This is a genomic window from Pusillimonas caeni (genome assembly GCF_003545815.1).
GTDB lineage: Bacteria > Pseudomonadota > Gammaproteobacteria > Burkholderiales > Burkholderiaceae_B > Pusillimonas > Pusillimonas caeni.
Window position 1 is genome coordinate 298,646 of sequence record NZ_PDUW01000005.1, and the last position, 12,703, is coordinate 311,348.

Below are 12,703 nucleotides of genomic sequence, written 5' to 3' on the forward strand. Positions count from 1 at the left end.
TCACACGTCCAGCAGCGTCTTGTGCTTGATGTGGCGGGCGAAGACCTGCATGAACTGCGAGTCAACCCGTGCGCCCCACACCGCCAGAGAGTGACCGACAATCCACAGCACCACGCCCGGAATCCATAGTTGCAGGCCCAGCCCTACAGCGGCGGCGAGCGTGCCGTTGGCAATCGCCACGGTGCGCGGTGCGCCGCCCAGCAGAATCGGCTCGGTCAGCGACCGGTGCAGCGGAATTTCAAAGCCCGGGGCGAAGCTGGGCGCGCCTTCGGTGTTGGCACTCATACGACGGCCCCGCCCGAGAAGGAAAAGAATGACAGGAAGAACGAGGACGCGGCAAACGCAATCGACAGGCCAAAGACAATCTGAATCAGCTTGCGAAAGCCCCCACTGGTGTCGCCAAAGGCCAGCGCCAGCCCCGTGGCGATAATGATGATGACTGCGACGATGCGCGCCACCGGCCCCTGGATGGATTCGAGGATGGATTGCAGCGGCCCTTCCCAGGGCATGGAGGAACCGGCAGCCTGGGCCGCACCGGCTAGAAGCATCAACATCGCGGCCAGCAACAGCCCTTGCGCCTCAGGACGGACAAGCTGGCGCAAGCGGATGACGTTGAAAAGCGGAACCGCAGAAATACGGAAAGCAACAGGCGTCATGACAGTTCTCCAGACAGATCAGGGGATGGTGAAGAAGGCGACGATGGCTCGGGAAATGGCGACGGTTCAGGAAAAGGAACTTGGAGCGCATCGGCCAGTTGGTAGCCCGTGCCGTCAAAACCGACCACGCGAGCAATGCTCTCGATACGGCGTTTGCGGCCGCGTCCAACGATGTAGATCACGACATTGACCGCCTCGGCGATCAGGGCACGCGGCGGATTCACCGCCACTTCCAGAATCAGTTGTTCCAGACGCAACAACGCCCCCACGGCGGAACCGGCATGAATAGTGGCGATGCCGCCCGGGTGGCCTGTGCCCCAGACCTTGATGAGATCCAGCGCTTCGCCGCCGCGCACCTCGCCCACCACTACACGGTCGGGGCGCAAGCGCATCGTGGCACGCACCAGCTCCTGCATCGTCACGACACCCATACGGGTGCGCAGCGGCACGTGGTCGGTTGCGGTGCATTGCAATTCAACCGTGTCTTCGAGCACCAGCACGCGGTCGCCCGTGGCGGCGATTTCGGCCAGCAAGGCATTGGCAAGCGTGGTCTTGCCGGTGCTGGTGCCGCCAGCGATCAGGATGTTCTGCCGTGCACGTATGGCCCGCACCAGAAAACCGGCCTGGGCGGCGCTCATCATGCCGTCGCTGATGTAACGATCCAAGGGAATGACGCCCACGGCACGCTTGCGTAGCGCAAAGGCGGGGCCGGGGGCTGCGGGCGGCAAGATGCCCTCGAAGCGCTCGCCGGTTTCGGGCAATTCGGCGGTCAAGAGCGGCTGGCCGCGATGCACTTCTGCGCCGACGTGGGCGGCAACCAGACGGATGATGCGCTCCCCATCGGCTTCGGACAGTTCCAAGCCCAACGGCGCACGACCACTGGAGAGACGATCCACCCAGAGGCTGCGGTCGGGGTTGAGCATGATTTCCACCACGTCCGGGTCTTCCAGGGCGGCGGCGATCACCGGCCCCATGGCGGTGCGCAGCATCTGGATGCGGCGATCCAGCGCGACAGCATTGGAGGATTTGGGCAAGGCGCTCACGAGACACGCTCCCGTACCTCTAACGGCGGCGACGCATCATCTATACGCACTGGTTCGGGGTGCAGTTCTTCCACCACGTCGCGCACCAGGCTGCGGCCACGCAGCAGGTGGCGGCCAAGCTGTTCGACGAATTGCTCGAAGCGCGCCTTGCCCTGGGCGCGGGCCGCATCCTGATGGGCTTCGGGCACGGGTGTACTGACCGTCAGGTAGTAGCGCACAAACAGCGCCAGGGTTTCGATTTGGATATTCTGGTCGCGCTCCAGGCGCTCGAACTGGCGCGACAGGCGATCGAGCCGCTTGGCCATCGCCGCTTCGCGCTGGTCGCCCGCATCCGGCGAAAGCCAGGAAGCCAAGGCGGCGGCGACGATGGACGACTTGGACACGCCTTTCTTGGCGGCCAGTTCGTCCAGGCGCTTGGCGTGTTCGGGATGGATGAAGAGATTCAAGCGATATCGGCTCATAGCTGGATTCCGTCATCAGGGTCGAGGGCAGCCATGCGCGCCACGCGCTGCATGGCGGGGTCAAGCTGGCTGGGAAGCATGGGTGACAGGTCGTCGTCATCAAGCAGCGACAAGTCGCTGACCGGGTATTGGGGTTCGGGACTGTAGGCGGTGGCCTCTGATAGCTCTGGCTGTTGACGCGGGCCACCGTCGTCGGCTGTGCCGGCCATGTCGTCACTGTCTATCGACGCGGGAGCAGCGGGAACAGCCGGAATCACAAGACCGCTCCAATCATCAGGGCGAGCCGGCGGCGCATCCGCGTAGCGCTCGGCGGCCAGCGCAGGCGGCGGCAGTACGCGATAGGAGAAATTGGTATCCGCGTAATAGCGCAGCTTCTTGGCCTTGATGGGCGCGACACTGGAAACCATCACCACTGCTTCATCCGGCGGAAGCTGCATGACCTCGCCCGGTGTCAGCAGTGGCCGGGCTGTTTCCTGGCGCGACACCATCAGGTGTCCAAGCCAGGGGGCCAGTCGATGCCCGGCATAGTTGCGCTGGGCGCGAAGTTCCGTGGCCGTACCCAATGTCTCGGAAATCCGCTTGGCGGTGCGCTCATCGTTGGTGGCGAACGTCACGCGCACATGGCAGTTGTCCAGAATCGAATGGTTCTGGCCGTAGGCTTTGTCGATCTGGTTCAGCGACTGCGCAATCAGAAAGCTGCGAATGCCGTAGCCCGCCATAAAGGCCAGCGCCGTCTCAAAGAAATCCAGACGCCCCAGCGCGGGGAACTCATCGAGCATCAACAGCAGCTTGTGGCGACGGGCGATGCCATCCGACCCATCCAGCGATTCCGTCAGCCGCCGTCCAATTTGGTTGAGAATCAGGCGAATCAACGGCTTGGTACGGCTGATATCTGAGGGCGGCACGACCAGGTACAGCGATACCGGGTGTTCCGACGCAATCAGGTCAGCTATGCGCCAATCGCAGCGCGAGGTGACTTCGGCCACCGTAGGGTCGCGGTACAGCCCGAGGAACGACATGGCGGTGGACAAAACGCCCGAACGCTCGTTATCCGATTTATTCAGCACTTCTCTTGCGGCGGACGCCACCACCGGATGCGTCGCATCCCCCAGATGCGCAGTCGTCATCATGCGATGCAGCGTCAGCTCGAAGGGACACGCCGGATCGGACAGAAAGTTCGCCACACCGCGCAGCGTTTTGTCTTCGCCCGCATAGAGCACATGCAGGATGGCACCCACCAGCAGCGCGTGACTGGTTTTCTCCCAGTGGTTGCGGCGTTCCAGCGCGCCTTCCGGGTCAACCAGAATGTCGGCGATGTTCTGCACGTCTCGCACTTCATGCTCGCCCCTGCGCACTTCCAGCAACGGGTTGTAGCCGGCGGACTTCCCATCGGTGGGGTTGAACAGCAAGCAGTGAGAAAAGCGCGCACGCCAGCCAGCGGTGATCTGCCAGTTCTCGCCCTTGATGTCATGGATGACGGCAGACGCAGGCCAGGACAGCAAGGTCGGCACCACCAAGCCCACGCCCTTGCCCGAACGGGTGGGCGCGAAGGCCAGCACGTGTTCCGGCCCTTCATGGCGCAGGTATTGTTCGTCATGCAGCCCCAGGAAGAGGCCGGTAGGCTGATTCAGTCCGGCCTTACGGATGTCGGTGGCGTCTGCCCAGCGTGCTGAACCGTAGGTCGTCACCAGCCGCGCCTGACGCGAACGCCAGATCGACATACCGATGGCGACCACGACTGCAATAAGACCGCTGCCGCCAGCGATCATGCCGCCCGCGTTGAACACCTCGGGGGCATAGGCGTCGAAGAAGAACCACCACTCGAACAGTCGCCAGGGGTGATAGACCGGTGTGCCGTAGAAGTCGAACCAGGGCAAGCCCAGGCGTAGCTGATAACCCAGGGCGGCGGCTGTCCATTGTGTGGCGCTCCACACGCCAGCGATCACAATGCCGAATACGACGGCGATCTGCCCGAACAACACGTTCGTCCCTTGCATACCCCGGCCTCCGATTTCTCCTGACCTATATCCTGTTCAAAAGCGGCACAAACCTGTGCCTGCCTCATGAGAATCGGTGCTGGGGCAGTGCCGGTCAAAGACCGTTATCGGGACAATGCTGATGAAAAAAACATCAATTCATACCAGAGCGAACACGACAAAAACGCCGCAAGCGTGGGCGCGCTGCGGCGTGTCGGGAAAGAAAAACGGAATCTGTCGGGAAATGCCGACGATCAGAACTTCGGTGGCGTCTCGGAGGGGGTGTAAGGCACTGTGCCGTCGCCATAGAAGCGTTTGCGCGTAGTTTCGGCAACCCGGTCACAAAGGACATCACCCAGGCTGACGCGATCTGTCTTGCACTGCTGACGTAGCTCTTTCAACCGTTCAGGATTCGCCGCTAGCGACTCTACAGTCTCCGTAGTGACGGCGGTGGGCGGTGTTGGCCGATCACAAGCCGCCAGCAGCAGCATCGTCGGTAAAAACATAATAATCTTTATTTGTTTCAAGGCCTGACCACCCACGAAATGTATAAATTGAGATAAATACCGATTTCTATACGTCCGACTCGATAGACTCCAGCCGTTCAATAAACCGAGCCAGCATCAGCGACGGCTCGACATCCCGACGCAACAAGTAGGTGATTAACATGGGCGGACGCCCTGCAAGTTGCCGCGCCACAACTCCCGGTTCACGGGTGGATGCGATATGTGCTGCACCAGCAAGGCCCAATGCTAGACCCGCCGACACAAGCGCCATCATCACCTCGAACGAGGCCACACGCTGCGCGAGTAGCGGTTCCTTATCCTGCCTACGCAACACACGATCGACCTGGCGAGCATGGCCCTCGCATACAGCGGGGTCACCCAGTACGAGGGGATAGCGCAGCACTTCCTCTAGCGGAATTTTGCGGTACTCCAGCACAGGATGACGTGAAGGCACAGCCACCATCAACTGATCTTCCCAAACCGCTTCGACAATGATGCCGTCACCCACCGCATCAGCCATAGAAAAGCCTGCGTCATATAGGTCATCGTGCAGCCCTTTAATTTGCTGAGCCAGCGGCACCTCGAATAACCGAACCTCAACTTCAGGATCCTCTTCGCGACATCGTGCCAGCAGGGTCGGTAGGCGCGATGGAGTAATGCCGTCAGACAAGGCAATGCGCAACTGCCCCTGAAAGCCATTGGCAGCAGACTTAACGCTTTCCCGCCCTTGCTCCAAGGCGGCAAGTGCGCGCTGCACATGTTCCAAGAAAAGCCCACCGGCAAGGGTGATCCGGGTGCTACGCGTGGTTCGGACGAAAAGCTGCACGCCCAACTCTTCTTCCAGTTCTTTGATGGCGCGCGATAGCGGAGATTGCTCAATATGCAGCCGCTCTGCTGCTCGTGCGAAGTGAAGCTCTTCTGCAACTGCGATAAAACAACGAAGGTGTCGGAGCTCCATGAAGCCTCACTCTAGAACTTCTACGCCGATATGGCATCGAAAAAGGAACCATGCTCCTTCTCGGTGCATCAGGAGACGATTTTTATGTAAAGTGATAAGCATGTGAAGTGTCAACTGAACAGGGTCGGTCCCCGTCACCGAAAAATGCGCCTAAAATGGCTATAGTTGCCGCACTATAACGAGCTCACACTGAGAAATTATCAGAAGATGGACCGTTTATACGAGGATGACAAAAATGTAATCGACGCGTAACTGGATTGTCAGATTGAACCGGTTTGCATATGGCATGAAGCAGTGCTTGCCCCGTCATCGGGAGGTATGGAAAACCATGTTCCTATAGCTCCTTCCTTTTACAGAACGCCCTCGTCAATATGGTGAACAACGAATTGAATTCACAATATGGTCATGGGCGACCGGCTTTTTTCGCGTTGCCCTATCTCGGACTCAACGATACGATGGTCTTAGTCTTGGTAATCGGCAAAGCCATCACACGCCTGCACGTTGGAAATACTTTTGCGCGTTCGGGAAAAACTGGAGCGAGGTCGATTTCAGCATAAGCAGCCGACCTGCTAAACCCTAGCCACGAGTTGGTAGCACGACTCAAGCAGTTAAGGGCGGGCACCCAAAGGATGCCCAGGGCGATCTGCCGTAACGTGTCTCGTTCGGGGCCGATACCTAGAGGAAGTAGGCTCACCACGGTGACAAAGAAAAGCAAGCGGCGTTAGGGCATCAGCCTGGCGGCGCATGGCGGGTCTCACATCACGCCGTATCGCCCCACTAAGGTAAGCGTCTGCCGAACCTTGCAATTACCCACAAATATCAAGCAGTTGTGAAAGATTTTTGATAGTTTAAATTAACTTCGCTGTAACCTGTTGCCATGCGGACGATCTCGGAGGCTATTCGGATGGCGAAGATAACCAAGAGTGGAGCTCAGTGCGGATGCCTGGGCGGAGCAGGAATGCGCGACAGCCAAGTGCGAGTTTTGTGATGCGCGTTTAGCCCGACGTTTTCGCCAAGTTCTCAAACAGATCACGGCGGCTGGCGAGCCGAGCATTCCTTTTGCCTGCCAAGACGCAGCACAATCGAAGGCGGCCTATCGATTCTTTTCGAATCCGCGTGTTGATGAATGGGCGATTTTGTCCGGGCACATCCACTGCACGCGCGATCGTGTCCAGTCAATGCCAGGACCATTGCTCGTGCTGCACGATACGGCGGAAATTTCGTATGGCAGTAACGAGGGGGACATAGGACTGCTCGGTAGGGTTGGGCGTAAAACGATATGCGGCCTATTGATGCATTCGAGCCTGGCCGTCACCCCTGAGGGACTGCCTCTAGGGATGGCGGCCGTCAAATTCTGGGCACGCAATAAAATTCAAAGGAACTAATGCGCTCAAGCGCAAGATCAATCCGACCCGTGTACCGATTGAGCAGAAGGAAAGTATTCGCTGGTTGCAGAACGTGCAGCAATCAACAGCCTTGCTAGACTGTCCGGATCAATGCATTCATATCGGTGATCGTGAATGCGACATCTATGAATTGTTCTGCGCCGCTCAAGAATTGGGTACACACTTCCTCGTGCACACCTGCGCTGATCGGCTCTGTGGCGATGGCACTCACACGTGGCCGAGGAGATGCGCACCGTGCGCAGCAGAGGAATACACAAGATAGAGTTCAGAGATAAGGACGGTCGGGTGTGCCAGGCGCGGTTGGCATTGACGTTTCGGCGTTTGCGTCTTTTACCGTCGCGCGCCAAGCGTAGCCGATATCCTGAGTTGACGGTTACCATCATTCACGCACGAGAAAAGGACAAGCTCAAAGGGCGCGATCCCATCGATTGGAAGTTGGTGACTGATATGCCGGTGCGCACTCGAACCGAGGCCATTGAGAAGTTACGTTGGTATGCATTGCGTTGGAAAATTGAGATGTTCCACTACATTCTGAAATCAGGCTGCCGAATCGAACAGCCCAAGCTTCGCAAGGCGCAACGGCGCATTAATCTCATCGCCCTGTGTTGCATCGTAAGTTGGCGGACCTTCTGGCTCACTATGATTCATCGCTCGGCACCTCGAGCGCCACCAGAGGTGGCATTTACCGTAGACGAAAGACTCGTGCTGACCAAGCTATCCCAACAGTGGCGCAAGCCGTTATCGCAGCAGTCCCGTCTGGCAGAATATCTAATTTGCCTAGCCCGGCTTGGTGGCTATTTGGCGAGGGCGCATGATCCGCCTCCGGGCAACTTGGTTATCTGGAGAGGCATGCGTCGGCTTAGCGATCTGCTGCTAGGAGCACAGATCGCCAAGAATTGTGGGTAATTGCAAGGTTCGGCGGACGCTTACTTAAAGTCTGTCGAATTCTGCTCAACCATGTCAACGGTGCTGTGGATCGTTGGCGGCGATGACGTCGCCGTTAAGGCGTCCAGTGCGTAATTACCTTTCAGAACCGGGTCAATTGGTCTACTACTTTAATAGTTAACTGCTCTAAGCCTCGCGATCTCTCTCCTGAGGAAGCTTGATCTCGAAAACCATTTTCCCACCCTCATCTTTTGCAGAAATGGAGCCGCCATGTGCTTCAATAATCGATTTGACAATGGCTAGACCCAAACCGGCTCCGTCACCTTTACGTTGGCGTGAAGGATCGGCTCGGTAAAATCGGTCAAACAGCTTCGGAAGATGTTCGCGATCTATCATTGGCCCGTAGTTGTACACACGAATAGCCACCATGTCGTTGCTGTTCGCCGCTAGTGAAACTGTGACCGCGCGGCCCGCAGGGGAATAGCGGAGGGCATTAGATAAAAGGTTGCTCAGCGCGCGTCGTATCATCAATCTATCGCCCTGAATACGTAATGCTTGTCCTTCTCGTATCAATGAAACGGACCGTTCTTCAGCCCACGCTTCGAAGTAATCAAATAGAGCTTGCACTTCTGCAGCCAAATCCACGCTGACGAGCTCAGGTTTGAGCTGATTATTATCGGCCTGTGCCAAAAACAACATATCTGCGACCATTTTGGCCATACGCTCGTACTCTTCCAGATTCGAATATAAAATTTCTCGATACTGGTCGACATCACGCGATTGTGAGAGAGCAACTTCCGTCTGAGTCTTCAGATTCGTTATGGGCGTACGCATCTCATGAGCGATATCAGCCGAAAAATTCGACAGCCGCTGAAAACCTTCTTCAATGCGATCGAGCATCTCATTGAATGAGACGGCTAGCTCAGTCAACTCCACCGGAACCGTACCAGGATCAAGCCGAATAAAAAGCTGATCAGATTTGATTCGACGAATCTCCCGGCTGATGCGCCGTATCGGCGCATGCCCTTGATACACCGCAAGCCACGTCGCGAAAATGGCAATCAGACAGGCTGCGGTCGTAATAATTCTCAGGTAACTGCGAAAACTTTCAAGATAGTGCAAGTGAAAATTGATACCAGTGGCAACGGCTAAGGTTAAAGGCTCGGTGCCTTGAGGACCTTTGTTCATTAGCTGCACAACAGCACCTCTATAGGTTTCTCCCTTATCCCGCCAGATTTTCACCGAATCAATGTTAATCACGCCCGTAGAGGGTGCCAACCGTGCAAAACCATCCAGATCCGAATTAGGCGTAGCGTAAATCACATTTCCATGACTATCCGACACTCGAAACTGTGCATTACGATGACCTGAGATCGCAGCGGCCAGCCGCCGCGTCAAGGCATCGGGTTCTTGACTGGCTGGCGGCTCGGAAAGCGACTGCGTCAGCGATTGAACCACAGCATTAAGCTCATCGACATCCTGCTGAACGAAGTGACTATTAATAGATCGTTGGACCATCCATCCAAACGTAAGAAGCACCGCTGTGATGACCGCTCCAATGGATACGGTCAGGCGCAGGGCCAGGGACGCAGGGCGGCGTGCCACTCTTTTCAGCCCGCGCTGCTGACATCAAGCATATATCCCATACCGCGAACGGTATGAATTAGCTTGGGCTCAAAAGCATCATCAATTTTGGCACGCAGGCGCCGAATTGCCACGTCAATGACGTTAGTATCGCTGTCAAAATTCATATCCCACACCTGCGAGGCAATCAGAGAACGCGGTAACACTTCGCCTTGGCGACGCACCAAAAGCTCCAAAAGTGCGAACTCCTTGTTTGTCAGGTTAATGCGTACCTCTTGTCGCTTTGCTCGCCGACGCGGAATGTCCAGCACCAGGTCAGCCACCTGCAGTTGATCGTTAAAGACTGGCGTGGTTCCACGACGCAATAGCGTACGCACTCGTGCGAGTAGCTCCGAAAAAGCAAAAGGTTTAATCAAATAATCATCGGCGCCTAGTTCCAAGCCCTTAACCCGGTCCTCCACGCTATCGCGTGCCGTCAAAAACAATACGGGGGTAGCCGACTTCGCTTCGCGCAACGCTTGAACAATTCGCCAGCCGTCAACATCTGGCAGCATGACATCCAGGATGATCAAATCATAGTCCTCTGTCAGGGCGAGGTGATGCCCGTCCAAACCCGTACGGGCCAGATCGACTATAAAGCCGGACTCGACGAGCCCTTGGCGTATGTATTCGCCAGTTTTTATCTCATCTTCAACGACGAGCAATTTCATGTGATCACTCCTGCGATGCACTTCCGTTCTGTGTCTGACTTAAGGGATCACCCCCTGACCTAGAAGCGTCAGAAATCATGATACGACTGTACCCGCGCGAAGCTGACAACACGATGACGAATGAATTACAAAATTGTAATACACCAATATTTCGAACAAGTTCTCTTTAAATGCCCTTGTGGCCATTGGGCAGTATCGGACATTTCGTCTCCGCGACCAAGTTACCTGGTGAAGGGCAGTGAGCTTGCCCAAATGTTTTGTCAGATAGTCGCGAACATCTGCGAAGCGTGTGGCCAACAGTATGGCTAGCCTTAGCATGGACAATTAAGAGCATTGCGCCAAAGCGTGCCAAAAATTGGTACGCGGGCTCGACGGCTTAACAGTGTCCGGCCCTAGATTTTGAGCACCGGCGTATAACCTACTTCTCGAATGGCACGTTCGATGACCTCTGCATTAAGCTCTCCATCGACCCGAACCAAATGAGCAGGCAGATCAATGCTAACGCTGGCCGTCGGTGCCGTTTCTTTAACCACGCGCGTTATGGTCTCTACACAGTGACCGCACGTCATATCTTTCACTTCAAATTCAATCATTGTGCTGTCTCCTTAGGTAATGCAGCATAACCATACTAAACCTTGCCATTACGGCAATGTCAAGCTGGCCCAGCGTCGCATTTACCGGCTTCTTTTTCAATAAGATCACACACCTGCACCGTGCGATCGACTTCGCAGTTGCTTTTTTTCTCCGTTAAGTAACAGCAAACTGCTCGACTGTCGTGAAGCTTGGCACAGACATGACAAAGATGTAATGAGAGCGTAATCGGACTGACAGCCTGGCTTCGCTACAGTGTGTTTATCACCGCTCATTCGTCACTGCCGGGCGGATATGAACCAACCTGTCCAATTGAAGGAGCGATGATGAAATGTGACATGAAAACTATGTTAAAGGCGGCCCTTAGCCTAGGTGCTGTCATTGCAGTGGCGTACGCAACTTTGCCGTCCGCCCGAGAATGGATTACGGCCAGCGCCCCATTTTTATTCTTCCTGATTTGTCCTTTGATGATGGTATTCATGATGAAAGGCATGCAATCCTGCCACAAAGAGCGAAAGGTCGATAACAACCAAGCTGATAAAACTCCCGCCACACAATTGGTCGGACACTCGCCGCTCAAAGACTAGCCGGCTCGCAGCCGTCCTACCCTACCCATAGCGGACTCCTGATGGGGTAGCACTTAGATTTACGGATATCACGTGATGAGTTCTAAAACGATTTTTACCAGCCTGGCGGCAACAAGCGTTGGCACGCTATTGATGTTCGGCGGAATCGGCGTAGCAACCGCAAGTACCGATCCATCCGTAGCCGATGTACAAGCCATAATGACTTTGGCACAGGCTGCGCCGATTGAACTCACGCACGTGCACGGGCTTGCCTATAGCACAGACGGTAAACAGTTGCTGATCCCGAGCCATCATGGCATCGCGGCGTATTCGAACGGTCAATGGACAAAGATGGCCGGCCCCGAGCATGATTACATGGGATTCGCCACCACCCGCGGGGCGTTTTACAGCAGCGGGCATCCCGCAACAGGCTCGAAGCTAATTAATCCGTTCGGCCTCATCAAGAGTACGGATGCGGGAAAAACTTGGCGACAGTTGGGGCTGGAAGGAGAGTCCGATTTTCATACCTTGGCCACAAGCTATGAAACCGATGCGGTGTACGTCCTGAATTATGGGCCTAATACCCGGATGCCCCAAGCTGGGCTGTATATGACTCAAACAGACGGCCTGGCATGGGCGCGGGCAGCCGCTAACGGCCTAAGGGCCAAAATTAATAGCTTGGCGGTGCACCCGCGCGATGTCAACGTCGTTGCCGTGGGCGCTGCCGACGGGTTGTACTTGTCTCGTGACGCGGGCAACCATTTTGAGCCATTGGTCCAGAGCGCGCAGGTACTTGCGCAGTGGTTCGATCTGGATGGCGAGCACCTCTGGGTTAGCAGTTATGCAAATGTCCCCGTGCTAAGTCGCATGGACCTGAAGGACGGCGGAGTTATAGAAAAAATCGAGCTTCCCGCACTAGATGAAGACGCGGTGGCCTTTATTGCTCAAAACCCTACCCGCCACGAAGAACTTGCGATCGCGACCTTCAAGCGTAGCGTCTATATCAGTCAAGATCGTGGTGCGACCTGGCTACAGATTGCTAAAGGTGGCACGACGCTCGATAAGTAATCTCCTGACATCGTATCGTTTGGCATTCACATAGCGTAAAGCAATTTGAGTAGTTTCATGAGTAATAAACTGATAAAAATCATTGTGATCGCACTGGCGGCGATTGGACTCATAGCCGTTTTTGCTTTTGTCGGCATGGGAGCCATGATGTTTTGGATGATGGGCACTTAACGCGAGCGTTACACGCTTAAGTGCCTCCCTGCTGCCAGTATCGAAAATGCAACCACACAGCCCAACCTGAAGAATACCTATGCATTACAAAAATGTAATGCCGGCGTCATTGGGCCGACATG

General features: G+C 55.9%; 16 protein-coding genes. 5 read left to right on the forward strand and 11 right to left on the reverse strand.

Translation table 11 applies throughout. From position 1 onward, the window contains the following. Genes CSC67_RS13310 through CSC67_RS13330 form a run of 5 tightly spaced genes read right to left on the reverse strand, consistent with a single transcriptional unit; the run spans position 1 to position 4,157 of the window. On the reverse strand, positions 1 to 285 hold the full coding sequence (locus CSC67_RS13310) for a VirB3 family type IV secretion system protein (protein WP_118995000.1): 285 nt from the start codon (positions 283 to 285) through the stop codon (positions 1 to 3). Then, complete coding sequence (locus CSC67_RS13315; protein ID WP_118995001.1) at positions 282 to 656, reverse strand: TrbC/VirB2 family type IV secretion system protein; 375 nt, start codon at positions 654 to 656, stop codon at positions 282 to 284. The genes CSC67_RS13310 and CSC67_RS13315 overlap by 4 nt, the downstream gene beginning before the upstream one ends. Beyond that, the gene (gene trbB, locus CSC67_RS13320; RefSeq protein ID WP_118995002.1) at positions 653 to 1,699 is read right to left on the reverse strand and encodes a P-type conjugative transfer ATPase TrbB; all 1,047 of its coding nucleotides are present in this window, start codon (positions 1,697 to 1,699) and stop codon (positions 653 to 655) included. Before trbB ends, CSC67_RS13315 begins: the two co-directional genes overlap by 4 nt. Further along, positions 1,696 to 2,160, reverse strand: a complete 465-nt coding sequence (locus CSC67_RS13325; protein ID WP_118995003.1) for a ribbon-helix-helix protein, CopG family — start codon at positions 2,158 to 2,160, stop codon at positions 1,696 to 1,698. Before CSC67_RS13325 ends, trbB begins: the two co-directional genes overlap by 4 nt. Next, a complete protein-coding gene (locus tag CSC67_RS13330; protein ID WP_118995004.1) occupies positions 2,157 to 4,157 on the reverse strand; it encodes a conjugal transfer protein TraG in 2,001 nt (666 codons plus the stop codon). Before CSC67_RS13330 ends, CSC67_RS13325 begins: the two co-directional genes overlap by 4 nt. A gap of 66 nt (positions 4,158 to 4,223) precedes the next feature. Here CSC67_RS13330 and CSC67_RS21375 point away from each other — a divergent pair, with 66 nt between their 5' ends. Beyond that, the gene (locus tag CSC67_RS21375) at positions 4,224 to 4,424 is read left to right on the forward strand and encodes a hypothetical protein (RefSeq protein WP_167752879.1); all 201 of its coding nucleotides are present in this window, start codon (positions 4,224 to 4,226) and stop codon (positions 4,422 to 4,424) included. Here CSC67_RS21375 and CSC67_RS21560 read toward each other — a convergent pair. The 3 genes from CSC67_RS21560 to CSC67_RS13345 form a co-directional block, all read right to left on the reverse strand. Continuing rightward, positions 4,391 to 4,627 carry an EexN family lipoprotein gene (locus tag CSC67_RS21560; RefSeq protein ID WP_245220237.1) on the reverse strand — a complete coding sequence of 79 codons (237 nt, stop codon included), beginning with the start codon at positions 4,625 to 4,627 and terminating at the stop codon, positions 4,391 to 4,393. The genes CSC67_RS21375 and CSC67_RS21560 overlap by 34 nt on opposite strands. Before the next feature lie 82 nt (positions 4,628 to 4,709). Then, entirely contained in the window at positions 4,710 to 5,600 is an 891-nt protein-coding gene (locus tag CSC67_RS13340) for a LysR family transcriptional regulator (protein ID WP_118995005.1), read from the reverse strand. A gap of 433 nt (positions 5,601 to 6,033) precedes the next feature. Further along, positions 6,034 to 6,315, reverse strand: coding sequence for a heme exporter protein CcmB (locus CSC67_RS13345; protein ID WP_425337652.1), 282 nt, complete (start codon positions 6,313 to 6,315; stop codon positions 6,034 to 6,036). A 208-nt stretch (positions 6,316 to 6,523) separates the two neighbouring features. On the opposite strand from CSC67_RS13345, the gene CSC67_RS21450 reads away from it, so the two are divergent. Together CSC67_RS21450 and CSC67_RS21455 are read left to right on the forward strand one after the other, a co-directional pair. Beyond that, positions 6,524 to 6,985 carry an IS4/Tn5 family transposase DNA-binding protein gene (locus tag CSC67_RS21450; RefSeq protein ID WP_209304326.1) on the forward strand — a complete coding sequence of 154 codons (462 nt, stop codon included), beginning with the start codon at positions 6,524 to 6,526 and terminating at the stop codon, positions 6,983 to 6,985. 246 nt (positions 6,986 to 7,231) lie between these two features. Further along, positions 7,232 to 7,912 carry an IS4 family transposase gene (locus CSC67_RS21455; protein WP_280813483.1) on the forward strand — a complete coding sequence of 227 codons (681 nt, stop codon included), beginning with the start codon at positions 7,232 to 7,234 and terminating at the stop codon, positions 7,910 to 7,912. A gap of 165 nt (positions 7,913 to 8,077) precedes the next feature. Here CSC67_RS21455 and CSC67_RS13355 read toward each other — a convergent pair whose 3' ends face one another. The 3 genes from CSC67_RS13355 to CSC67_RS13365 all read right to left on the reverse strand — a co-directional run bounded on the left by CSC67_RS13355 (position 8,078) and on the right by CSC67_RS13365 (position 10,778). Then, positions 8,078 to 9,496: a Cu(+)/Ag(+) sensor histidine kinase gene (locus tag CSC67_RS13355; protein WP_118995006.1), complete on the reverse strand. Its 1,419-nt coding sequence runs from the start codon at positions 9,494 to 9,496 to the stop codon at positions 8,078 to 8,080. Positions 9,497 to 9,501: 5 nt separating this feature from the next. Then, on the reverse strand, positions 9,502 to 10,185 hold the full coding sequence (locus CSC67_RS13360) for a heavy metal response regulator transcription factor (RefSeq protein WP_118995007.1): 684 nt from the start codon (positions 10,183 to 10,185) through the stop codon (positions 9,502 to 9,504). Between the two features lie 392 nt (positions 10,186 to 10,577). Further along, positions 10,578 to 10,778 carry a heavy-metal-associated domain-containing protein gene (locus CSC67_RS13365; RefSeq protein ID WP_118995008.1) on the reverse strand — a complete coding sequence of 67 codons (201 nt, stop codon included), beginning with the start codon at positions 10,776 to 10,778 and terminating at the stop codon, positions 10,578 to 10,580. A gap of 336 nt (positions 10,779 to 11,114) precedes the next feature. On the opposite strand from CSC67_RS13365, the gene CSC67_RS13370 reads away from it, so the two are divergent. After that, the gene (locus CSC67_RS13370; protein WP_209304328.1) at positions 11,115 to 11,363 is read left to right on the forward strand and encodes a DUF2933 domain-containing protein; all 249 of its coding nucleotides are present in this window, start codon (positions 11,115 to 11,117) and stop codon (positions 11,361 to 11,363) included. Positions 11,364 to 11,438: 75 nt separating this feature from the next. Then, the gene (locus CSC67_RS13375) at positions 11,439 to 12,410 is read left to right on the forward strand and encodes a F510_1955 family glycosylhydrolase (protein WP_118995009.1); all 972 of its coding nucleotides are present in this window, start codon (positions 11,439 to 11,441) and stop codon (positions 12,408 to 12,410) included. Positions 12,411 to 12,703 lie beyond the last annotated feature (293 nt).

Excerpts from the sequence above, each read along its gene's own strand:
- CSC67_RS13365 (WP_118995008.1), bottom strand. The coding sequence starts at position 10,778 with ATGATTGAATTTGAAGTGAAAGATATGACGTGCGGTCACTGTGTAGAG.
- CSC67_RS13375 (WP_118995009.1), top strand. The coding sequence starts at position 11,439 with ATGAGTTCTAAAACGATTTTTACCAGCCTGGCGGCAACAAGCGTTGGC.
- CSC67_RS13315 (WP_118995001.1), bottom strand. The coding sequence starts at position 656 with ATGACGCCTGTTGCTTTCCGTATTTCTGCGGTTCCGCTTTTCAACGTC.
- CSC67_RS21455 (WP_280813483.1), top strand. The coding sequence starts at position 7,232 with ATGCGCACCGTGCGCAGCAGAGGAATACACAAGATAGAGTTCAGAGAT.
- CSC67_RS21560 (WP_245220237.1), bottom strand. The coding sequence starts at position 4,627 with ATGCTGCTGCTGGCGGCTTGTGATCGGCCAACACCGCCCACCGCCGTC.
- CSC67_RS21375 (WP_167752879.1), top strand. The coding sequence starts at position 4,224 with ATGAGAATCGGTGCTGGGGCAGTGCCGGTCAAAGACCGTTATCGGGAC.
- CSC67_RS13330 (WP_118995004.1), bottom strand. The coding sequence starts at position 4,157 with ATGCAAGGGACGAACGTGTTGTTCGGGCAGATCGCCGTCGTATTCGGC.
- CSC67_RS13325 (WP_118995003.1), bottom strand. The coding sequence starts at position 2,160 with ATGAGCCGATATCGCTTGAATCTCTTCATCCATCCCGAACACGCCAAG.
- CSC67_RS13370 (WP_209304328.1), top strand. The coding sequence starts at position 11,115 with ATGAAAACTATGTTAAAGGCGGCCCTTAGCCTAGGTGCTGTCATTGCA.
- CSC67_RS13310 (WP_118995000.1), bottom strand. The coding sequence starts at position 285 with ATGAGTGCCAACACCGAAGGCGCGCCCAGCTTCGCCCCGGGCTTTGAA.
- CSC67_RS13360 (WP_118995007.1), bottom strand. The coding sequence starts at position 10,185 with ATGAAATTGCTCGTCGTTGAAGATGAGATAAAAACTGGCGAATACATA.
- CSC67_RS13340 (WP_118995005.1), bottom strand. The coding sequence starts at position 5,600 with ATGGAGCTCCGACACCTTCGTTGTTTTATCGCAGTTGCAGAAGAGCTT.